Origin of the sequence: Nitrososphaera sp., from assembly GCF_013388945.1 — an archaeon.
Taxonomy (GTDB): domain Archaea; phylum Thermoproteota; class Nitrososphaeria; order Nitrososphaerales; family Nitrososphaeraceae; genus Nitrososphaera.
In genome coordinates this window covers 1-20,046 of sequence record NZ_JACAEH010000028.1, presented here as the reverse complement: position 1 = coordinate 20,046, position 20,046 = coordinate 1, and the positions used below count along the sequence as shown (strand labels likewise).

Below are 20,046 nucleotides of genomic sequence, written 5' to 3'. Positions count from 1 at the left end.
GAAGCACTGGATCTTGTACGACTCTGCAGGAGTCTTGACGTAAGGAACCTGAAACTCCTCAAGTATTGCCTCTATTTCTTCTGCCTGGTTCGGATAGAGCGTGACTTCTATCTGCTCCAACTGCACCGATAGTACAGAAGGTATGTATTTAATGATGATGAGCAAACCCCTGCAGACCGCTCGCAAACGGGATTGCATGCAAAAAACGCGGATGCTTAATTAGTAACGTAGACTAGAACACGAGTTATGACCGAGCCGGCTGAAGTTGCCGTGCGCACGCTTGAGGATAAGGACATACCAGGCATAATCAAGCTCCAGCAGGAGTCTTTCCCCTACATGGCAAAAGACGGCGTTGTATGGAAGGAGCACCACCTGAAAAGCCACATCAGGATATTCCCTGAGGGGCAATTTGTGGCAGAGTTTGAAGGCACCATTGTAGGTTCGGCCAGCAGCCTGATAGTCCGGCTGGAGTCAGAGTACGCCGAGCATACCTACAACCAGATAACAGGCGCAGGTATGTTCACCACCCACAACCCAAAAGGCGACAGCCTCTACGGCGCCGACGTGTCGACCCACCCGGAGATGAGGAGGATGGGAATAGCCAGCGCGCTCTACGAGGCAAGGAGGCAGCTTGCCGTGCGCCTGAACCTACGCAGGATAATCGCTGGCGGCAGGCTGTTCAACTACTGCGAACACTCAAAGAAGATGTCTGCAGAAGAATACGCCAGAAAGGTAGTCGCCGGAGAGCTTGACGACCCGGTGCTGTCGTTCCAACTCAAAAATGGATTCCGGTTCGTCAAGATACTGCCAAACTACATGAAAGACAGCCGGTCGCTCAACTACGCCACCTTCATCGAGTGGAAAAACCCGGAGTACAGGCAATGAAGATAATAGACTGCCACGTCCACCTCAACCACTACGATGGCACGCCCTTCAAGCCGCTTGACGAGCGCGTGCAGGACCTGGTCAACGCCATGCACGCAAGCGCCGTCGACCATGCAATCGTCATTTCGTCATACGTCGTGAACGAGGACAGGCCATCGGTGGCGCAGCTGCTCGAAGCTACCAAAAATTATGACAACATCGGCATCGTCGCAGGCTACTCGCTTGACAACCACACCCACGACGACTTGAAGTTCTACAAAGAGTGCCTGAAGGACGGCAGGATAAGGGGGATCAAGCTGTACTGCGGCTACGAGCACTACTATCCTTACGATAAGCGGTACCAGAAGGTGTACGACCTGTGCGCGGAGTACGGAGTGCCGGCGATGTTCCACACCGGCGACACCTTCAGTGCCAGGGGCAAGCTCCGCTACTCGCACCCTCTCAACATCGACGAGGTGGCAGTAGACAATCCTGAGCTCAAGATAGTGATGTGCCACCTCGGCAACCCATGGATCTTGGATTGTCAAGAAGTGATTTACAAGAACAAGAACGTCTACGCCGACATATCCGGGTTCGTGATCGGTGGCTTTACGCACTATTATGAAGAGTTCATGGCAGACAAGATAGTGGAGCTTCTGAACTACGCCGGCGAGCCGCGGTACCTACTTTACGGCACAGACTGGCCGATATCCAACATGGAGTCGTACTTGAAGTTTGTTGCCAGTCTAGACCTGTCTGAATACGCACGAGAGCTTTTGATGTATCGCAACTCGGAGAGGCTGTTCAAGCTGTGATACAAGTACCGTACAGGTCAGATGCGGTTTGGTCTGTGCCAAGCTGTCTTAAATACCACTGTGAGTAATTCATCTCATGACATCCGGAAAATATTTCAACAAAGGAGTAAAGGCTCTGGACTCGCCGCATGTTGGACACGTCGTTAGGGAAACCGATGACAAGATAATCGTTTTCGGTGGCGGTGACGACAGATATGATATACCAAAGTCGGAAATCAAGTTTGTGAGCGGAAACGTGCTTATTGACATGTCGATGCATGAGATAGCAAAGAAGTACAAGGTAAGTAGAGAAGAACCCTTGCCGACTGGGAAGGCAGTAAAGGACCCTTGGACCCGGCCTGAAAATGTGGATCTTGCGACGTACGAGAGGCAATATCCAAAGTCACTATTCAACAAGGGGGTGAGGACAAACAACGAAGACCACTTAGGCCACATAGTAAAGGAGACTAACGATAAGATCGTAGTGTTTGGCCACTATGATTACAGGTTTGACATACCCAAGTCAGAGATAATCGCCGTCGGCAGAAATGTCATAGTCAAACATGACTTTCCTGAGATACTGAAGTACCGCGTGGACAGAAATGCACCATTGCCTACCGGAGAGCCTATAGACAAGTTGGCCGACGAACAGTAGATACAGCAACTTCCTTTTCTTGCATTATTTTTGCCGAAGTCAAGCGCAAGTAAATAGATCAGTTATCTATTCCAGGATTCTCCCTCTATGCAAGAAAAGATTGCAGGGACATCCGCGGTTGCGTACCTTGACTGAAAGGTCGATTGTTGCATAAATAATTATGTGAGAAACTTGCTCCCTTCGAGCGTCCAATGCAACAAAAGCGGTGCATAAACCGTTGCACAGGCGCGAAGATTCAAGCTAGCCTTGAAAATGCACAGATACTAAACTTCTGCTTCAGCATTCATCAAGTACCACTAACAATTTTTCCGACTTTATTTGTTATCTGGTATATCTATCCCCCTACCACGCCACTGTTTCTGGCAGTTCTAGGTGCTACTACAAAGGAAGAGGTAGAAGGTTAGTGGCTCAAACATTTGTTAGACGAAAGAGTCGTCTGAGGGTTAAGGGCCTAAAGGTCAAGGACAGGGAGAAGATCAAGGAAGCCATCGCAATCAGCTACCAGAATGGCAATTACACTACTAGAGAGATAGGTGTCGACATTGGTAAGGACCATAGTACCGTCTCACGCTATCTGAAGGAGATGGAAAGAGAAGGTGGGTGGGGATCAAGCGCGATGCCAACGGCAATATCGTTATCTCATTACAAAAACAGCTTGCACAGGAATATAGGCAGCTAGAAAGTGAACCATTCAATCAGCTACACTCTATTCGGAAGTGGATAACATTTCTCAAATCAGGCGGAATTCCCTCTCGCAGGATTCGCTATCTGGTAAATGTAGTTCACGGAATATCCGACCAGCTGAAATTGATGCCGGAGGCCATTGTTAGCTTTGGTGTACCCATCGAAGCTACGAAGCGAAAAGAGATTGTGATAGAATACTGGCGTAATTTCCTTGCATGGTTTAACACTGCTTACCCGCAGATGCAGAAGACAAATACCATCAATGCCTACCGCAGCTTCCTTGCAGCTCACAACATCAATTTCGCTCACGGTGAAGGTAGAAGGTATGGGCTATCGACTACGCCGGAAAGGTTGGGCGAATACAAGGATATTATGTTGACGCCAGAACAGATAGACAGCATAAACAGGCGGCTTGAGGCAGAAGGCGACTGGGAAGCTTGGAGCTTCATAACATCGACCTGCATACTGGCGCGAGGGCCTTTGCGATGGCGTCCATGAGCTGGGACAGGATTGCATTCTCGCCATTATTCAGAGTCGAGCAGTTTGAACCCAAGGTAAAGCGTGGAGACTGGTACCTGACAAAAGAAGGCAAGTGGTGGGTAAAGTATCCAACCGAGGAATGCAGGATTGTAGTCGAAACTGCGCTTGACAGGTTGTCAAAAGGAAGGAAATTCTTGTTCTTTGATGATGCCAAGAGTGACAAGGCAAACACACTGCAAGCTGCTTATTTCATGTCAAGGATGGCAGTCAAGTTCAAAAAGATGTTTGCAGAGCTTGACAAGGCAAGTTGGCTTAACGAAAAGACCAGGATCTATGCGTTAGGGGATGGACTCTACTTTATGGTCATCCCTTGCATTTGTTCAGGCACACTATGGCCCAGTACTATCTTGCAGCAACGAACGGGTCTCTTGCATACGTGGCAAGCTTGGGAGAGTGGGAGAATACGAAAGTCTTAAACAAATGCTATGGTGGAATCCCTGAGCACATTAAAGCACAGGTGGCAAAGTCAATCCATGTCAGATTTGATACTCAGCCTGAACACGGCGGCTAAAGTCGTCTCTGTCTAAGTCGCCTCAAATAATCTTATTAATTCCAAAGACAGAGTAGGAAGGGGTGACTAACGCTCAAGCCCAGCTCGAGGTCTCGCCTCTAGATTGCGATGCCCGTGGAAACGGGATGGAAAAGGTAAGGCGAGGTTCACCGCCTGTTCTTATGGACACCTTTATGTGCTTCTGATGAGGTGTAATTTCCTAGAAGGCAGAAGAGATTATTACCTGCAACATATAACTACAATGCGTCAGGAGCAGGATGATATAGTATGCCTTTCAAACTCTACAAGGGAAGCTCGGATGCGATAGCCGCAGAGCTGGCCAAGACGAGGGAGTGCATCATCGGTGCAAAAGAAATAGACGAGATAGCAGACTATGCCCAGAATGTCATGAAGCTTGATGTCAGGTCATACGACCTGGATAAGACCAGGAAGATACTGCAAGGCGTGTCTCTTTCTGAAATCGTGAGCAGGGCTCGTGCGGCAAAGTATGAGGCAAAAGAGAATCTATCTTGACACCTCCGCATACCTCCTGAGGTTCAGTGACGAAAAGCCCCTCAGCGAAGTCGTCAACCTGATTTTCAGAAAATGCGAAGAAGGTAAAGTAGCCCTTGTCACCTCGCTGTGGACGCTGAGTGAAGGCGTGGCGGCGCTTGATCAGGCTATCAAGGTGAGAGGCAACATTGCCAGACCGCAGATTGACAGCACCATCTCGTCACTGCTTGGGCTGACCATCGACCTTACAAGGCGCGGGAGCCTTGACTTGATAGAGCCTACAGGCAAGCTTGTGCGAGGGTCTTGGGACATGATAAGGAAGAGGCACCTCTCTGCCGACGATGCCCTACACGCTTTTACTGCCCGCGTGGGCGAGTGCGACCTGTTTGTTCTGACCGACAACTATTTTGCCGAGCGCCTGAAAGGTGACATTGACGCCGGCTACGACCAGCTTGAAGGCGACCAGATAGCATACGAGGTGTATAACCTGAGAGTTGCTGATGACCGGCAATTGCTAAAGCAAAAGATTGATTCGCTGTAGCATTGACGCGGATCTCAGTACCGTATTATCAAGTGCGATTCACACGTCATTAAGCGGCGCCTACGGCGTCTCCTCTCCCGTCCTTATCCTCACCAGCTTTTCGACCGGCCTCACGAGAATCAGGCCGTCTCCCTTGGAGCCTGTCTTTGCTGTCTGGGCGATTATCTCTGTCACCTCTTGGACTTTGTCGTCCTCTACAGCCATCACTATGTATGCCCTTGCAAACAGGTCAAACACCACCTCGCTTCCCACCGCAAGGTCCAGCCTAGCTTCCTTCTGTTCGCCGCGCCCTGTCACCTGAAACAGGGTCATGGAAGTAAAGCCCTTCTCGGCAAGCGCCCTCCTCACATCTCCCACCCTTTCAAGCCGGATTATCGCTTCGACTGTTTTCATGTTCTGGATTTCCATCAACAGGGATAAAATCACCGAGTATGCTTTGCAGTGCACAAGAGTGCAGATCTATCAGATGATGTCTGACGTCATCTCTTGGTCTCCAGTCACAGGCTAATCTTCAGCTTCTTAACCCGCAGATTATCGTTGCCTTGGGATGGCGGTGATTTTGCAAGATTGAATTCAAACACGAGTTTTGATCTCGCACCCTTGCCGAGCGTGACCGCGGCGGTGGCGGAATACGGCACACCTCCCATAGTCGAAACCCTGACGGATTTCATGTCCACCACTGCGCTGGTGTACTTGCAGAATACCTTGAGGAATGATTCCAGCTCCACACGTCCGCTCACCGTCCCGGTTGCACTGAAGGGCTCGTAGACAGTAGCTTCGTCATCGAACAGCCCAAGAAGGTAATCGACGTTCCTCTTCGAAACCTGCTTTACAAATTCATGAGCCCATATTCTTGAGTCATCCATTTCCTTCTAGTGGGAAGTTGCAGATATTAAGGCGGACGTATGCAGCGCGTTACACTGCATCTTTGCAGTTCCTATGGCCGCGGTCTGAGTGTTGCAACGCACTGTACACCTGCTGCTTAAATCCGTCCGTTATCGATATCGTATCATTCGAGTGGCTCCACGCCCCCACCCTGCTGAACGAGTACTTGCCATGGGGCGGGGCCGTTCAGGTTGGAGTACCCTCGACCTTGATATGTGCGGGGTCAAAATACAACAATGAAAAGAATTGCAGTAAACGTCAGGCCGGAGCGAGTCGATGGCGTAATCTTCATGTTAACGGCAGGCATTTAGGTTTTGATAAAATAGCTTGCCGGCCGGATCCAATGCATCTGGATTTATTATTTGCAGGAAAAATTTTTATTTTGAATTTCTGTATTGTATGATGAACGTGGGTTGCATATGATGAAGGAAAGAATCTCACATGCAATCACTATCTGGCTGCCTCTAAGTACGATGGCCACAAGAATGGCGATCATGGCCGGTTCGTTTCTGAATCTGCCAGTCGCCAAGACGCTTGTGGCTGCTGCCATCAGTGGCATTACGATCTTCTCCGCGCTACTCATCAGGTCGTATGCCAAAAAAGAAGCGCAAAATATGCCCTTACGTCGACAAGCCAGCAAATAAAGTCATTTTTTATTTTTCTCATCTCTTGGTCCTAGCTATAGAGAATAACGGATTAATAAAGAACGGAATTGAGGCGTCAGTACAAGCACTGAGGAATCTCCAAACGCCACTGAGATCATTACCGTTTACAAATAAAGTTGGAGGCCAATATCATTAAATAAAGTATAAATAACTGACTTACATACCGATTGTTACTAACATAGGTGAATCAACTATGTCGGCACCACAAGTTCCCATAGTGGTTTTAAAAGAAGGTACGTCTGAGACAAAAGGCAACCAAGCACAGAAAAACAACATCACCGCTGCAAAGACAGTTGCTGAAATAGTACGATCAAGCCTGGGACCCAGAGGAATGGACAAAATGCTCGTCGATACTCTTGGCGACGTCACCATAACAAATGACGGCGCGACCATTTTGAAAGAGATAGACGTGCAGCACCCCGCGGCCAAGATGATGGTAGAGATCAGCAAGGCCACCGATAATGAGGTCGGAGATGGTACTACGTCTACCGTAGTTCTCGCCGGATCCCTGCTAGAAAAGGCCGAGGAGCTAATAACAAAGAACGTCCATCCAACAGTCGTAGTAGAAGGCTTCAAGAAGGCATCACAGAAAGCCAACGATACTCTGAGAGAGATCGCGACAAAGGTAGATCCCGAAGACAAGGCATTTCTGAACAAGATTGCAAAGACATCAATGGCATCAAAGATGGTTTCGGCAGATTCGAAGGAATTGTCAGACATGGTAGTTGATGCAGTCCTTTCTGTTGCCGAAAAATCAGCCGAGCAGTACAGGGTAGACATCGACAACATCAAGGTCGAAAAGAAGGCTGGAGGAAGTATCCGCGATACCAAATTTATTCATGGCATCGTCCTTGACAAGGAAGTCGTCCATGGTGGAATGCCAAAGCGAATTGAAAATGCCAAAATAGCTGTCATCAACAGCCCGCTCGAGATAGAAAAGACCGAGTTTGACGCCAAGATAAACATCAACTCGCCGGATCAGATGCAGCAATTCATCGACGAGGAAAACAAGATGCTGAAGGCAATGGTTGACAAGATAACGTCGGCAGGAGCAAATGTTGTCCTATGTCAGAAGGGCATCGACGACATTGCGCAGCACTACCTTGCAAAGGCAGGCATACTTGCAGTGCGCAGGATAAAGGAAAGTGACATGTACAAGCTGGCAAGGGCCACAGGTGCGCGTATAGTCAACAACCTTGATGAGCTCTCTGCAAGCGACCTTGGCTATGCAAAGGTAGTTGAAGAGCGCAAAGTAGAGACAGACAAGTGGGTCTTCATCGAGGAATGCAAGAATCCAAAATCTGTCAGCATACTTGTGCGCGGCGGCTCGCAGAGGGTAGTCGACGAAGCAGAAAGGTCCGTGCATGATGCAATAATGGCCGTCAAAGACGTTGTAGAATACCCATACGTACTTGTCGGAGGAGGTGCTCCCGAGGCCCTAGCTTCGCTCAAGCTAAGGGAATGGGCCTCCACGCTTTCCGGAAGAGCCCAGCTGGCCGCCGAAAAGTTTGCGGATGGCATCGAGACGATTCCTATCGTCTTGGCAGAAAACGCGGGAATGGACCCTCTTGACACCCAAGTGCAGCTGCGCGCGAAGAGTAGCGCTGGAAAAGCCAGGTACGGGATCGACGTAATAAATGGCAAGGTGGCAGACCTGGCAGCAAAGGACATCTATGAGCCTCTTGCTGTCAAAGAGCAGGTCATAAATGCCGCTACCGAGGCGGCATGTATGATACTGCGCATCGACGATGTCATCGCCGCCTCAAAATCAAAGGACATGCCAAAGCCCGGCGGACCTAGCGGAGGAATGGGCGACATGGATATATGAAATATCCTCCCCTTCATTTTTATTTTAGCGAGGCGAAATAAAGATTGGCAGAACAGATGGAAGTAAATTCTGATATAATATTAGATATCTTGGGAAACGATACCCGGCGAAAGATACTAGTTGCGCTATCCGACGAACCTATGTACTTCAACCAACTGGCGAAAGAAGTAGGGGTGGGTCAGCAAGCCGTGCTTCGGCACTTGCAGACTCTGGAAGAAAGTGGATTAATCGAGACGTATGCCGAAAAAAGTGATCTTGGGGCACCTGACAGAAAGTATTATCGACTCAGTGACTCTTTTATCTTGACTATTTCACTCTCTGAAGATCATTTCTCGATGAAAAAGAGAAGGATTGCAGAGTCACGGCAGGAAGAGTCAAGAAAATACTATGAAGCATTTGACTCGACACCTGAAGAGATGGGAAGTGCGCTGTATTCGCTTCAGGAAAACCTGTCTGATGTCGAGGAAGAAATCTCTGCTCTTGAAGCCCGCCTGAATGATCTGTATTCTCTGAAGCAACAGATACTAAATAGACTCCACAAGATCGGCGTTGACAATTTTGAAGAAAACGAAAGGAAGATTCTGTATGCGATAGTGGAAGAGTCGCCAATGTCCATAGCCGATCTGTCAGATATGATAGGTGAAAAGGAATCCCGCATAAAAGACGTCATAACGGTAATGAAAAGCAAGATGGACAAGGCTAACGCACAGCTTTTGTTTGGGAACTTGAAATAAGCAAATTATTGGAGGGAAGTTTGGAGGCATGAGTTTCTTTCCTCGTTCTGCGCCCGCACCAAGCCAGATTACAGCGAGCCTCAAAAAGGACCATGAGATTATCAGACTAGTCCTGCAAGCTACAAATACGTGTACATCTTTATTGAAAGATGGGAGGGAAATTCCGCCGGCCATCTTGCTGGACACGGTGGATTTTATTACAAACTTTATTGACAGGTGCCACCATGCAAAAGAAGAGTATGGTCTGTTTCCTGCTTTAGAATCAACTGGGATGTCGAGGGAAAACAGCGTTATTGGCACTATGCTAAAAGAGCACGAAGAAGCAAGAAAAATCGCAGAGCAGATAAAAAATGCTGTTGACTCCTACCTTGCTAGCAAGAGTGAGCAGTCAAGGTCCACACTGATTCAACACTGCCAGGCATATGTAAACCACATAGACAGGCATATCTTGAAAGAGGATACGAGGCTTTTTGTTATTGCAGAAAGACGCTTGAAAGGAAAAGAAGATGACGTAAAGAGCAAAGTTGATTCTGTAGAAATGGAACAGGTTGGCGCAGAAGGTAGTAAGCAATATAAAGACAAAGCAAATCGACTCCTCTCATCATTAGCCGAGTGGGATGGAAATTGACCGCATAGGTACTGCAAATTCTGACCGAATATATGGGACATGAAACGTGAGAATATTAAGATACTATCAGAAGATAATTCAATGTGGGTTATGCGATAGGACTATGACTTTTAAAATAAGTATAGGGGATGAGGAGCTCGAACCTTTTAACATAAGATACTATTGCAAATCCTGTTTCAAAAGAATAACGTTAGAAGAACTCCTGAAACTATCATAAAGGCCCAACTGATTGTTACACACAATGTGTGAGTAATCAATAAATATCACGGAGTATAATGTATTTGCAGGTGATCAACTGATGTGGAGAGATTGGGATTTCGGAAGACGTCTGTTCGAAGATATGGACAGGGAATTCCAGGACGCCGAAGAAATGCTGAATAGGATGTTCAGAACCGTGCGCGAAATGAAACCAGCCGACGTCGCGGGTACGTTCCCGTACTACTACGGATACCAGATTACCGTAGGTCCAGACGGGAAGCCGCGCGTAAGGGAATTTGGCAACGTCAGGCCGTCAGCAAGAGGACTCGTAGAGCAGACAGGAGTAAGAGAACCCCTTGTCGATACAAAACTGGAGGAAAAAGAAAATGCCCTGGTCATAACGGCTGAAATGCCCGGAGTAACAAAGCAGGACATCAAGGTAAAAGTTGGACAGGACTATGTCACGATACACGCGGAGAAGGGAGAAAAGAAGTACCATACAGAAATACCCGTAGACGTGGAGCTGGACGACAAAAGCGCCAAAGCCTCTTACTCGAACGGCATATTGGAATTGAAGCTGAGGCTGAAGGAGCCTCTGAAGCCGAAGGAGACAGAGGTACAGGTCGAATAGTGGGCCCAAAAACCCCACTTTTTTGTTTGAGGTGAAAAATCAAAGTGAAAAATGAAGGTTACAATAAAATCATGCTAAAGGTGGCCGAGACAAACCCCAAATTTGTCGGAAGGGGCATGGCCTTGGTAGACCAGAAGATAATGAATGAAATGGGTCTGTCAACAGGAGACGTTTTGGAGATAGGTGATAAGAAGAAAAGTTACGTTCTTCTCTGGTCTAGCCAGAGCGAAGATTATGGCAAGGGACTAATCAGAATAGACGGTTATACAAGAAATAACATCGGCGTTGGAATCGACGACAGTATCAGCGTGCGCAAAGTCAACGTAAGGAAGGCAGAACAAGTGATTCTAGCGCCAACGGAAGAACTGAACATAGTAGGTCTGGAAGATCATCTGCCGGAATTATTGGAGGGAAGGGTCGTCACGAAAGGTGATACGATTCCACTCAACATCATGGGCAGGAGAATAGGCTTTGCAGTTACAAGCGTTACGCCATCTGATGGCGCATCGCTGATTGATAGCGATACTGAATTCGTCATAGGATCAGTACCAAAGTCGGCAAAAGGTGTGCCACGGATATCCTACGAGGACATCGGGGGACTGAGAAATGAAGTGCACAAGGTCAGAGAGATGATCGAGCTACCGCTGCGCCATCCGGAGATATTTGAGCGCATCGGCATTGAAGCCCCAAAAGGCGTGTTGCTGCATGGCCTGCCGGGGACAGGAAAAACGCTGCTAGCCAAGGCAGTGGCCAACGAGACGCAGGCCAATTTTTTCTCCATAAGCGGACCAGAGATTATGAGCAAATTCTATGGAGAATCGGAGGAACGATTGCGCCAGATATTCAAGGAGGCGGAGGAAAACGGACCCTCGATAATCTTCATCGACGAGATCGACTCGATTGCTCCAAAGCGCGAGGAGGTCTCTGGTGATGTAGAAAAGAGAGTGGTGTCGCAGCTCCTGACCTTGATGGACGGCATAAAGTCTAGGGGCAAGCTTGTAGTTATCGGCGCGACAAACAGGCCAAATGCCATCGACCCTGCCCTGCGCAGACCAGGGAGGTTTGACAGAGAGATAGAGATAGGCATACCTGACGAACAGGGCCGGCTTGAAATTCTGCAGATACATACAAGGGGCATGCCACTGACCGAGGATGTTGACCTTGCATCAATGGCAAGAGTGACGCATGGCTTTGTGGGGGCAGACCTTGAAGCGCTCAGCAAGGAGGCCGCCATGCGTTCCCTGAGAAGGATACTGCCAGAAATCAACCTAGAAGAACCCAAGATACCTGCAGAGATACTGAGCAAGATCAAAGTAACAAAGCAAGACTTTGATGAAGCACTTAGGGATGTTCAGCCTTCTGCACTGAGAGAAGTACTGGTACAGAGGCCTAACATAAAGTGGGACGACATTGGAGGATTGCAGCAAGTCAAAGAGGAACTCGCTGAAGCAATAGAGTGGCCGCTAAGACATTCCGAGCTATTTACAGAAGCTGATGTTAGGCCGCCAAAAGGGATACTGCTTTACGGACCGCCCGGGACTGGCAAGACAATGATAGCCAAGGCAGTAGCCACTACATCTGAGGCCAATTTCATCAGCATAAAGGGACCGGAATTGATAAGCAAATGGGTGGGCGAGTCTGAGAAAGGGGTCAGAGAGGTGTTTAGAAAAGCAAGACAGGCTGCACCGTGCGTCATCTTTTTCGATGAGTTAGATGCAGTCGCACCAAGGAGAGGCTCGGAGGGGGATGCACACGTAACTGAGCGGGTGATCAGCCAGATGTTGACAGAAATGGATGGCTTGGAAGATCTAAAGGGCGTCGTAGTCATCGGTGCGACTAACAGACCCGACATCATTGACGAAGCATTGCTACGTCCTGGAAGATTTGATAGGATACTTGAAGTTCCAATACCCGACAAAGAGGCGAGGAAACAGATATTCCAAGTACATACCAAGAGAAAGCCTATCGACTCTGATGTTAACCTTGACAAGCTGATTGAAATGACAGATGGTATGACAGGAGCAGATATTGCAGCTGTAGTGAATGCAGCAGCCATGTCTGCGATCAAGGAACATGTCAGCGGCAAGAATGATGGCAAAAAGGCTGGAATACTAAAGATTTCCATGAAACACTTCGAGTCTGCATTAGACAAGGTGAAGGCAGGAAGTTCAAGAGCTAGGACTGGGATTCGGAACTTTCCGGGGAGTAGATAGTTAACATAATGAGCTGCAAGGGACTGTGTGAAAGATACAAGGCACCACGGCCTCCGTCACACGCCGGAGGACGGTACGGCACTGGGCAGAGAAGGTGTCAGGTCTGCAGTCTTTTCGTCCTCTACGAAGGCCTTAGATGCCCATGCTGTCACTACCGACTAAGAATCAAACCCCGCAATCCTAAATCTAAGAAAAGAATTTTGCTTGCGATGGCTACCAATAATCAGGCCAGAAGAACAGTAAAGTTAGGACAATAATTGAGAGCGTTGGAAGTCAACTATCAAGGATGTTTTGGCATAGCTCCAATCTTGATGGAACCTACACCTGAAAGAAGCCCCGCCCCCCACAATGCAACGGGGCAAAGCGACGGCGGGGCACCTGTGAGCGGCGACGAACGTTCAACGAACGTCAAGCCTCTACCTAACATACGTAACGGACGGAACCGCCTACAGGCGTATTTTAGTATCCAGAAAAAATATTTTAATTTTTCGAAGCCGGCAAAAATAATCACATAGCTATCAGGATGATGTAACAATATCGGCGTCTAACAGTAAATGCGCCTAATATGATACGTAACCTCAGGAGTGATGGTACATGTTGCATATGCTATTACCCTAGGGCTGAACACATCTTGTTATCCAACGGAATCAAAAGATAATTATTTTGCATGTTCATCCAAGTACTCTTTCAACGCCACGGCGTTGTTGTGCTGCTGGTCCTTTGCACCGTACAGAAGGGTTACGACGCCACTGGTTGATTCCTTGGCGCGCAGCTGTTCCAAAAGCGCTGTCTTTTTTGCCAGCTCCTGAAAGTACCTGGACTTGAACCTGTTCCATCTCGCAGGCTCGTGGCCGAACCACTTCCTCAGTTCATCGCTGGGCGCGACATCCTTGAGCCACTCGTCTATCTGCGCGTCGCTCTTGCTGACGCCCCGGGGCCAGAGTCTGTCGACTAGGACCCTGTAGCCGTCTTCTTTTGAAGGCAGATCGTAGACCCGCCTGACTCGAATCAAGTAGATCACCTGACGCAGTTCAAAAAGAAAAATATTCTGATTAGTACGCTTGCAAGTGATTCGAAATTAATCGCCGCGATGCCAGCAAGTGCGGTTTTATTGCAGAATAAACGTCCTCCATAAATCCAAAAAACCTGTGCATTTCGTTGATGTCAAGATTTTCCAAAACGCTCGCCGCGTCTGTCGCGGTAGCCGTGGTGCTGACCGGCGCAGGAGGCTACCTCACACTAGGTGCGGAAAGCGACGACGAACATCACACGAACGCTTCCCAAGGCGATGCCAGACAGGCTCGAACGGTAGAATACACGCTTGTCGCCCAGAATACCACCCTTGAGATAGCGCCGGGCGTGAGGGTCGAGGCATGGACCTACAACGGCACGATACCTGGGCCAGTACTCCGGGCAACAGAAGGCGACAGAGTGATACTGCATTTTCTGAACAAGACGCCAATGCCGCATACGGTGCACCTTCATGGAGACCACGACGAAAAAGATGATGGCGTTTTCCAGACAGTCAACCAGGGTGAAAGCTACACCTATGACTTTATTGCGGGGCCGCCGGGCGCGCTGATGTACCACTGCCACGTCATGCCGGTCACGCAGCACGTGCGCATGGGACTCTACGGGGCGCTGATAATCGATCCACGGGAAGGCCTGACTCCTGCGCGTGAATACGTCCTAGTTGCAGGCGAATACGACACAAAGGATCAGCTGACTAGCAACCCGGAATACGTCTTTTTCAACGGATATGCGGACCAGTACTTTGACAATCCCCTGCAGGCGAGAACCAACGAGACTGTCCGCATTTACTACGTGAACATGGGAGCGTCTCCAGCATACGGGTTCCACATCCACGGGACCATATTTGACGCCTATCCTTCAGGCATCTTGCAAAACGATCCTCTCAAGGTTCAGACGTGGGAAGTGGCGGCTGGAAACGGCGCGATATTTGAAGCCAGGTGGCCGTGGGAAGGCAGGTACCTGTTTCACATCCACGGCCTGCCAGAAGAGAGGGGAACCATGGCCTACTTTGACGTGACGGACGCGCCCGACGGTGCAGTTGACGGCGTCGACATTGCCAGGACAAAGTCCATAAGCATGATAGAATGGCAGGAAAACCTCGCCAAGTCACTGCAAAAGCAGGACCCGGACGGGGTTGCAAACACATCTTCGGGAACCTCGCGCCATTCTATTGACGCAGCCGATGTGCCGCCGGGCACCGTGTCCATCCCCGAGGGCGCCGCGGCTGACACAGACCTGACGTTTGCACCTGCAGAGATATCCGTGGGTGCGGGAGAGACAGTCACGTGGGTAAACGATGACTCGACGCTCCACACCGTAGACAGCAGGCAGGAGGGACTGTTCTCCTCAGGCATGCTCTCTCCGAAGCGGACTTTTGAGCACACGTTCGCAGAGCCGGGCACCTACGAGTACTACTGCTCGCTGCATCCATGGATGACGGGCACGGTTAGTGTCCGCTAATCCCCCTTTTTCTTGCAAAACCTCGATCTTTGCGCGTGAGCGGTGTTTATAGCTCAGCAGCGCGTAGCAAACATCTGCAATCAATGCGAGCACTGTTATTATATCTCGGCGCAAAAGTTCTGGCAATGCCGGATTCTGACGCAAAAAAGACGGTCACGATGACTTTTCGTATAGAAGAAGAGGTCCTGAGCCAGCTGCGCTCTGAATCTGGAAAGAAGGAGGTGAGCCTCAATACGCTCGTGAACCAAGTGCTGAGGAGGTTCGTCGAATGGGACATGTACGAGTCAAAAGTAGGGATGATCCCGATAGCAAGGCCTGTAGTCCACATGCTTTTTGAAAATATGGATGAAGAGGAAATAGTCGATATGGCCTGCAAGGTAGGCAAGGGCGCGGTCCACGACATCGCGCTGTTCATGAAGAGCAGGATGGACCTAGAGTCATTCCTGTCGTGGCTCGAGACCCGGCTTAAAAGCTCGTCCATGGAATTTAGCCACTCGGTAAAAGACGACAGGCACGTCTACATCATAAAACACGACCTTGGCAGGAACTGGTCGCTTTACCACAAGGCAATCCTGGAGCTGATTTTCAGCGAGGCCCTCGACCGGCGCGTGAACGTTGCCATCACGGACACCACCATGTCATTTGCCGTAGACGCCTGACCATAAAGGATATCAATACGCGTTCTTACCCAGTCGCAATGGTCAAAAAGTCGGCAGCAAAATCAAACGGCATAGTCATAAAGGCAAAGGGCACGTCGTGCAGGATCCTTGACATCGGTCAGGACGGGATAAAGACCGAGTTCTCCAACAAAGGTCCCATAACCGGCAGGTACCGCGGAACCCACTGGGACACGGTGGAGGCGCAGATGAACGCCAACGGCACCTCGAGCTGGCGCGTCAGGTTCATCCAGATGACTGACAAGGGCGACATGCTGGTAGGGACCGGCGAGGGAACAGGCGAGGCCCCGAACTCGCGTGGGATTGCAAAGCTGAAGGGAAGCGGGACTGTCATGACCATGTCCCCGAGGCTTGCAGAGCTGAACGGCAGGGGCTGGACCTGCGACGTGGACCAGAACGTGGCTGCAGACACCGCAGTCGTGCGCGTGACTTTCCAGTAGCGCGCCCTTTTTCCTTTTTCATACGTCGCCTGACCGACACGCCTAATAGAAACGTCGACGTGAACTTTTCCCAATGTCCGGTATCGAGAAGGAGCCCAAGTCTGTAGCCATAGGCAACCTGCGCCTTGATGCAGAGACGTACCGTTCAATCTCGATGATGGCCCACCACAAGGGCGTGCCGGTGGAATTCCTGGTAGGCGAGATGCTCAAAAAACACCTGGCAATACAGGGATTTTTGAAGAACGACTTTGACATCGTCCACAGGGAGATAATCAAGACCCTTGCAAACTCGGTCCCCGACGAGAAGCTGCTCGAAGAGGCGAAAAAGCTCGGGACGCTTGCAAGGGAGATGGTCATATTAAACGTCGGAAGCGAAAAACCCGACATCAAGAAGTACATCAAGTCTTTCACGTCGTTCATGGACGTGAACGACTACGCCGTGAGCGTGAACGAAGACAGGGAGGACGGCACGATTTCGTTCTACGCAAAGCCGGACATCTGCCGCAAGTACTCGCTTTTCTGGGCGGAGATTATACGGATGACGCTTGAAAGCATCGCAGAGGTCACAAAGGTGGAAGCCACAGAGTCGTCCGTGTATTTTGAGTGCAAGACCAGGTCTTCTGTCACCTAGCCGCCGGCCAGCTTTTCATAGTTTGGCGACGAGAATCCGATGGAAGCCATGTCTGCCGCAAGCCCGGCAAGCGCCTTTACAAGCGAGACGCGGACGCTCTCCTTTATTGCCGCGTATTCGCCTACTAGCGCGTTGTACTTTTGCAAAAGCGCGTCCCTTTCTGCCCTGATGCTTTCGACGTCCTGTGGGTCGTCCATGGCAGAGGACGCCCGATCCTGCAATTAAAGAAGTTATGCCGAGCTAGTAGGATAGGCAAGGAAGTAGTAGGGTGTTCCTGCGATGTCTATCTCGACTGTCTTTGGCGTCCCGCTGACGGCTGTGTTGGCGCTGTTCTTGGGGTTGCGCAGCGTCTTCTGGTTGATGTCTATGTGCGTAGTGTTCAGCTGCATCATCTGGACGCCGCCGACATAAACGTCGACGACGTTTGCACTGGTTTCGCGTATGTACGTGTCAGAGCCTCCGTCCAGGTACAGCCTTTTTGCAGCATCGATTACAAGGTCAGACGCCCTGACCTCTATTGACTGGTTGCCGCCGTGGACGCGCAGGCGCTCGGTCCCGCCGGCGACTATGGCTATCTGGTTTGCGCCTATCTCGCAGAGGTACGAGTCGCCGCCGTCGTCAAGGAAGAGCTTTTTAGTGCTCGGGATAACAATGCCGTCGTTGTATCCAAGCATGAGCCAGCGCACGCCGCCCCCGTAAAAGTCGAGCCTGTTCGTGGCGCCTTCCGTGATGTAGGTGTCGCCGCCTATCCCGCCTGTGTTTGCCGCGTTGTCAAGGTACAGTTTGCCTCCCGAAAGAAGGCCCAAGTCGCCGCTTGTGTTGAAGCGCAGCATGACAAGGGTATCCCCGCCGCCTATCCCCGCGCCGCTTGAGCCCTTTCTGATTATCCCTGCGGTGCTTCCAAGGCCTATCCCGCTGTCGCCTACAAACAATCCCCACGTGGAGCCGCCTGCATTCACGTTCTCTACAGAGATTCCGTCAAAGCCGGCGTTTGACACAGAAATCTTGCCGTACGACGTGCCGCCCTGACCTACGCGCAGCGGCCCCAGAAATATCAGGCTTTCAGCAATGCCGCCAGTCAGAGCGTCGACGAGGCGGTTCCAGTCTTCTCCGTAGAGCTTGCCAACGCCTCCGGGATTTATGCCAGGGTTACCAAGTTTGCGTAAGGCCAACAGGAAAACTGGCTTTGAGAGAGATAAGAGAATTAGCGGTACTTGTGAGTGTGATTATTGCTAAAGGAACCATGCACACTTTGCATAGCTCTGGTCGTAGAGGTTTTTATATTCCGGGAGCCAACCTACTTGCATGACGTCCCGACAGGACCTCAAAGACATCGTTGACGAAATACGGGCGCTGCGCAGCAAGATAGACAAACTCGAGAATATAGTTGAAAAAAGGTTCGTCGGGGAGGCAAGGCCTGACGCGTATGAGAAAAAGGCAGTCTCGGAGTTTGAGAAGAGAAGAAAAGCTGGCAGAACGAAATTTGTTCCTCTATCAGAGATCGATGAATAGCCTTGGCATACAGGGTTTTCCTTGAAGACAGGGCTGCCAAACAGATAGCAAAGTTTGATGCCGCTGTCAGGTCCAGAGTTGAAGCATTACGAGAGTTGGAAAAAGGATTCTCTGCCAGACTGGACATAAAGAAGCTGAAAGGTACTAAATATCATTATAGAATACGCGTCGGCGACTACAGGATTCTGTTTATGCTGGAGTCTAACAAGGCCCTTGTCTATGATGTTTCACACAGACAAAGCGTCTATGACTAGCGCTCCTTTGCATAGATGATTGGCATTATAGATCAGCCTGCATCTGAGAAGTCCGCCACCGCCGGCTGCCCCGGCTCGCTAAAGTTGCCTGTCCCGCCTGCAAACGCCCCTTCAGGCTTGTCCACCTCGGGCACATACCCCGAGCCGCAGAAAAAGTCGCCGTCTGCTGAAAACTGGCCTGTATCCATCAGCACTCCAGCGTCTGCACCCACATAGTGAACGATGTCTGAATCCGACACGTCGCCGTCGAGCTTTTGTTCGCTTGACTGCTGGTACGATATCTGGTCGCTGTCAACCCTGTTCTGGCTGAACAGTGTAATGTCTTCGATGCCACCTCCTGCTACGCTGGCTTGCTGCATCTCTGCGAGCTGGCGCACGACTGCGTCCATGCCCGGCAGCTTGCGGAGGAGCCTGAAAAATCCCATTTCACGAGGCGCTCTGCGCGATTATCTGCGTCAACGCGAAAATTGTTGAATTCTGCACGTGGCTTATTGCAGGCGTGAACACCGTCCTGACTAGCATGTTGCCGGCTGCTGCCGAGTCAAATATGCCAAACTCGGATATCTGGCCCGTTGGAGTGGATGACGGGAAGAGGCCTGCAAATTTTATCGATGTTCCAGAGTCAAAGCGGTCCGTGCATGTTATCCTCTGCGTCTCGGACTGCAAAGACGTGTCGCCTGATGACTCGGCGTTGGTACCCGTGCCGCAGGCCATGTGGGTGAACGAGGCTGTTGTCTTGCCGGTGACAAGTTTAGCGATGCGCTGCATGCCTGTCGTCACCACGAGGTCGTGCTTGCGACGTACATCTATCGGCTCCAGGTGCCTGTGGTGCAGGTCGTCGTACGATGTCTGGTCGTTCAAAAACCGGTCGAGGCGCTCGTTAAAGCTGTCAAAGTGCTGTTCTTGCAATAATTTGCGGACCATTGGCTCGTCGGATTTTTGGAATAACGCGACCCGGTTGGTGTCGAGGTATTGATGATTGTCTGTATGGAAAGGTGAGGACATTGGAAGATGTTAAGAGATTGGACAATAGAGAATTATGTCGCATGCGGCTAATGCAAAACGATATTATTCTAGCCACCAGATAGCACCCCTCACAAAGCGGGGGTCGCCCAGCCTGGTCAAAGGCGTGAGACCGGATAATCCGGCGCGAAGCTCAGATGTCCGACCCGACTG

At 50.2% G+C, this 20,046-nt stretch carries 25 protein-coding genes; 18 read left to right on the top strand and 7 right to left on the bottom strand.

Annotation, left to right across the window (positions count from 1 at the left end; genetic code table 11):
• The first annotated feature begins 246 nt into the window (after positions 1-246).
• The 7 genes from HXY31_RS11810 to HXY31_RS11780 all read left to right on the top strand — a co-directional run bounded on the left by HXY31_RS11810 (position 247) and on the right by HXY31_RS11780 (position 5,081).
• The gene (locus HXY31_RS11810; protein WP_292643249.1) at positions 247-885 is read left to right on the top strand and encodes a GNAT family N-acetyltransferase; all 639 of its coding nucleotides are present in this window, start codon (positions 247-249) and stop codon (positions 883-885) included.
• A complete protein-coding gene (locus HXY31_RS11805; protein WP_292643248.1) occupies positions 882-1,679 on the top strand; it encodes an amidohydrolase family protein in 798 nt (265 codons plus the stop codon). Before HXY31_RS11810 ends, HXY31_RS11805 begins: the two co-directional genes overlap by 4 nt.
• A 76-nt stretch (positions 1,680-1,755) precedes the next feature.
• The gene (locus HXY31_RS11800) at positions 1,756-2,313 is read left to right on the top strand and encodes a hypothetical protein (protein WP_292643245.1); all 558 of its coding nucleotides are present in this window, start codon (positions 1,756-1,758) and stop codon (positions 2,311-2,313) included.
• Positions 2,314-2,913: 600 nt separating this feature from the next.
• Positions 2,914-3,495, top strand: a complete 582-nt coding sequence (locus tag HXY31_RS11795; RefSeq protein WP_292643243.1) for a hypothetical protein — start codon at positions 2,914-2,916, stop codon at positions 3,493-3,495.
• The gene (locus tag HXY31_RS11790; protein WP_292643241.1) at positions 3,483-3,953 is read left to right on the top strand and encodes a hypothetical protein; all 471 of its coding nucleotides are present in this window, start codon (positions 3,483-3,485) and stop codon (positions 3,951-3,953) included. Before HXY31_RS11795 ends, HXY31_RS11790 begins: the two co-directional genes overlap by 13 nt.
• Before the next feature lie 362 nt (positions 3,954-4,315).
• Complete coding sequence (locus HXY31_RS11785; RefSeq protein ID WP_292643239.1) at positions 4,316-4,561, top strand: hypothetical protein; 246 nt, start codon at positions 4,316-4,318, stop codon at positions 4,559-4,561.
• Positions 4,536-5,081 (top strand): type II toxin-antitoxin system VapC family toxin, encoded by a 546-nt coding sequence (locus tag HXY31_RS11780; protein WP_292643237.1) that lies wholly within the window; start codon positions 4,536-4,538, stop codon positions 5,079-5,081. The genes HXY31_RS11785 and HXY31_RS11780 overlap by 26 nt, the downstream gene beginning before the upstream one ends.
• A 60-nt stretch (positions 5,082-5,141) precedes the next feature.
• Here HXY31_RS11780 and HXY31_RS11775 read toward each other — a convergent pair whose 3' ends face one another.
• The gene (locus HXY31_RS11775) at positions 5,142-5,474 is read right to left on the bottom strand and encodes a P-II family nitrogen regulator (RefSeq protein ID WP_292643235.1); all 333 of its coding nucleotides are present in this window, start codon (positions 5,472-5,474) and stop codon (positions 5,142-5,144) included.
• A 104-nt stretch (positions 5,475-5,578) separates the two neighbouring features.
• On the bottom strand, positions 5,579-5,947 hold the full coding sequence (locus HXY31_RS11770; protein WP_292643234.1) for a hypothetical protein: 369 nt from the start codon (positions 5,945-5,947) through the stop codon (positions 5,579-5,581).
• 877 nt (positions 5,948-6,824) lie between these two features.
• Between HXY31_RS11770 and thsB the strand changes: the two genes are divergently transcribed.
• The 5 genes from thsB to HXY31_RS11745 all read left to right on the top strand — a co-directional run bounded on the left by thsB (position 6,825) and on the right by HXY31_RS11745 (position 12,863).
• The gene (gene thsB, locus HXY31_RS11765) at positions 6,825-8,459 is read left to right on the top strand and encodes a thermosome subunit beta (protein WP_292643232.1); all 1,635 of its coding nucleotides are present in this window, start codon (positions 6,825-6,827) and stop codon (positions 8,457-8,459) included.
• A 44-nt stretch (positions 8,460-8,503) separates the two neighbouring features.
• The gene (locus tag HXY31_RS11760; protein WP_292643230.1) at positions 8,504-9,193 is read left to right on the top strand and encodes an ArsR family transcriptional regulator; all 690 of its coding nucleotides are present in this window, start codon (positions 8,504-8,506) and stop codon (positions 9,191-9,193) included.
• A 28-nt stretch (positions 9,194-9,221) separates the two neighbouring features.
• Positions 9,222-9,821 carry a hemerythrin domain-containing protein gene (locus HXY31_RS11755; protein WP_292643228.1) on the top strand — a complete coding sequence of 200 codons (600 nt, stop codon included), beginning with the start codon at positions 9,222-9,224 and terminating at the stop codon, positions 9,819-9,821.
• A 298-nt stretch (positions 9,822-10,119) separates the two neighbouring features.
• A complete protein-coding gene (hsp20, locus tag HXY31_RS11750) occupies positions 10,120-10,650 on the top strand; it encodes an archaeal heat shock protein Hsp20 (RefSeq protein ID WP_292643226.1) in 531 nt (176 codons plus the stop codon).
• A 71-nt stretch (positions 10,651-10,721) separates the two neighbouring features.
• Positions 10,722-12,863, top strand: a complete 2,142-nt coding sequence (locus tag HXY31_RS11745) for a CDC48 family AAA ATPase (RefSeq protein WP_292643225.1) — start codon at positions 10,722-10,724, stop codon at positions 12,861-12,863.
• Positions 12,864-13,521: 658 nt separating this feature from the next.
• On the opposite strand, the gene HXY31_RS11740 is transcribed toward HXY31_RS11745, so the two are convergent.
• Positions 13,522-13,875, bottom strand: coding sequence for a DUF488 domain-containing protein (locus HXY31_RS11740; RefSeq protein ID WP_292643223.1), 354 nt, complete (start codon positions 13,873-13,875; stop codon positions 13,522-13,524).
• A 149-nt stretch (positions 13,876-14,024) separates the two neighbouring features.
• Between HXY31_RS11740 and HXY31_RS11735 the strand changes: the two genes are divergently transcribed.
• The 4 genes from HXY31_RS11735 to HXY31_RS11720 all read left to right on the top strand — a co-directional run bounded on the left by HXY31_RS11735 (position 14,025) and on the right by HXY31_RS11720 (position 17,104).
• Positions 14,025-15,356: a multicopper oxidase domain-containing protein gene (locus HXY31_RS11735; protein ID WP_292643221.1), complete on the top strand. Its 1,332-nt coding sequence runs from the start codon at positions 14,025-14,027 to the stop codon at positions 15,354-15,356.
• A gap of 125 nt (positions 15,357-15,481) precedes the next feature.
• Complete coding sequence (locus HXY31_RS11730; RefSeq protein ID WP_292643220.1) at positions 15,482-16,015, top strand: hypothetical protein; 534 nt, start codon at positions 15,482-15,484, stop codon at positions 16,013-16,015.
• Between the two features lie 38 nt (positions 16,016-16,053).
• Positions 16,054-16,473, top strand: coding sequence for a hypothetical protein (locus tag HXY31_RS11725; protein WP_292643218.1), 420 nt, complete (start codon positions 16,054-16,056; stop codon positions 16,471-16,473).
• Between the two features lie 73 nt (positions 16,474-16,546).
• Entirely contained in the window at positions 16,547-17,104 is a 558-nt protein-coding gene (locus tag HXY31_RS11720; RefSeq protein ID WP_292643217.1) for a hypothetical protein, read from the top strand.
• Here HXY31_RS11720 and HXY31_RS11715 read toward each other — a convergent pair.
• Both HXY31_RS11715 and HXY31_RS11710 read right to left on the bottom strand, forming a co-directional pair.
• Positions 17,101-17,301 (bottom strand): hypothetical protein, encoded by a 201-nt coding sequence (locus HXY31_RS11715; RefSeq protein ID WP_292643215.1) that lies wholly within the window; start codon positions 17,299-17,301, stop codon positions 17,101-17,103. The genes HXY31_RS11720 and HXY31_RS11715 overlap by 4 nt on opposite strands.
• A 33-nt stretch (positions 17,302-17,334) precedes the next feature.
• On the bottom strand, positions 17,335-18,276 hold the full coding sequence (locus HXY31_RS11710) for a hypothetical protein (protein ID WP_292643213.1): 942 nt from the start codon (positions 18,274-18,276) through the stop codon (positions 17,335-17,337).
• A 133-nt stretch (positions 18,277-18,409) separates the two neighbouring features.
• Here HXY31_RS11710 and HXY31_RS11705 point away from each other — a divergent pair, with 133 nt between their 5' ends.
• A complete protein-coding gene (locus HXY31_RS11705) occupies positions 18,410-18,616 on the top strand; it encodes a hypothetical protein (RefSeq protein ID WP_292643211.1) in 207 nt (68 codons plus the stop codon).
• Between the two features lie 2 nt (positions 18,617-18,618).
• Positions 18,619-18,870 carry a type II toxin-antitoxin system RelE/ParE family toxin gene (locus HXY31_RS11700; protein ID WP_292643209.1) on the top strand — a complete coding sequence of 84 codons (252 nt, stop codon included), beginning with the start codon at positions 18,619-18,621 and terminating at the stop codon, positions 18,868-18,870.
• A 32-nt stretch (positions 18,871-18,902) separates the two neighbouring features.
• Here HXY31_RS11700 and HXY31_RS11695 read toward each other — a convergent pair whose 3' ends face one another.
• Positions 18,903-19,295, bottom strand: a complete 393-nt coding sequence (locus HXY31_RS11695) for a hypothetical protein (RefSeq protein WP_292643207.1) — start codon at positions 19,293-19,295, stop codon at positions 18,903-18,905.
• Position 19,296: 1 nt separating this feature from the next.
• A complete protein-coding gene (locus tag HXY31_RS11690; protein ID WP_292643205.1) occupies positions 19,297-19,779 on the bottom strand; it encodes a hypothetical protein in 483 nt (160 codons plus the stop codon).
• Positions 19,780-20,046 lie beyond the last annotated feature (267 nt).

Bases quoted from the DNA above. Each gene is read 5' to 3' on its own strand.
- HXY31_RS11810 (WP_292643249.1), top strand. From the start codon at position 247: ATGACCGAGCCGGCTGAAGTTGCCGTGCGCACGCTTGAGGATAAGGAC.
- HXY31_RS11805 (WP_292643248.1), top strand. From the start codon at position 882: ATGAAGATAATAGACTGCCACGTCCACCTCAACCACTACGATGGCACG.
- HXY31_RS11800 (WP_292643245.1), top strand. From the start codon at position 1,756: ATGACATCCGGAAAATATTTCAACAAAGGAGTAAAGGCTCTGGACTCG.
- HXY31_RS11790 (WP_292643241.1), top strand. From the start codon at position 3,483: ATGGCGTCCATGAGCTGGGACAGGATTGCATTCTCGCCATTATTCAGA.
- HXY31_RS11785 (WP_292643239.1), top strand. From the start codon at position 4,316: ATGCCTTTCAAACTCTACAAGGGAAGCTCGGATGCGATAGCCGCAGAG.
- HXY31_RS11780 (WP_292643237.1), top strand. From the start codon at position 4,536: ATGAGGCAAAAGAGAATCTATCTTGACACCTCCGCATACCTCCTGAGG.
- HXY31_RS11775 (WP_292643235.1), bottom strand. From the start codon at position 5,474: ATGAAAACAGTCGAAGCGATAATCCGGCTTGAAAGGGTGGGAGATGTG.
- HXY31_RS11770 (WP_292643234.1), bottom strand. From the start codon at position 5,947: ATGGATGACTCAAGAATATGGGCTCATGAATTTGTAAAGCAGGTTTCG.
- thsB (WP_292643232.1), top strand. From the start codon at position 6,825: ATGTCGGCACCACAAGTTCCCATAGTGGTTTTAAAAGAAGGTACGTCT.
- HXY31_RS11755 (WP_292643228.1), top strand. From the start codon at position 9,222: ATGAGTTTCTTTCCTCGTTCTGCGCCCGCACCAAGCCAGATTACAGCG.
- hsp20 (WP_292643226.1), top strand. From the start codon at position 10,120: ATGTGGAGAGATTGGGATTTCGGAAGACGTCTGTTCGAAGATATGGAC.
- HXY31_RS11745 (WP_292643225.1), top strand. From the start codon at position 10,722: ATGCTAAAGGTGGCCGAGACAAACCCCAAATTTGTCGGAAGGGGCATG.
- HXY31_RS11735 (WP_292643221.1), top strand. From the start codon at position 14,025: ATGTCAAGATTTTCCAAAACGCTCGCCGCGTCTGTCGCGGTAGCCGTG.
- HXY31_RS11730 (WP_292643220.1), top strand. From the start codon at position 15,482: ATGCCGGATTCTGACGCAAAAAAGACGGTCACGATGACTTTTCGTATA.
- HXY31_RS11725 (WP_292643218.1), top strand. From the start codon at position 16,054: ATGGTCAAAAAGTCGGCAGCAAAATCAAACGGCATAGTCATAAAGGCA.
- HXY31_RS11720 (WP_292643217.1), top strand. From the start codon at position 16,547: ATGTCCGGTATCGAGAAGGAGCCCAAGTCTGTAGCCATAGGCAACCTG.
- HXY31_RS11715 (WP_292643215.1), bottom strand. From the start codon at position 17,301: ATGGACGACCCACAGGACGTCGAAAGCATCAGGGCAGAAAGGGACGCG.
- HXY31_RS11705 (WP_292643211.1), top strand. From the start codon at position 18,410: ATGACGTCCCGACAGGACCTCAAAGACATCGTTGACGAAATACGGGCG.
- HXY31_RS11695 (WP_292643207.1), bottom strand. From the start codon at position 19,295: ATGGGATTTTTCAGGCTCCTCCGCAAGCTGCCGGGCATGGACGCAGTC.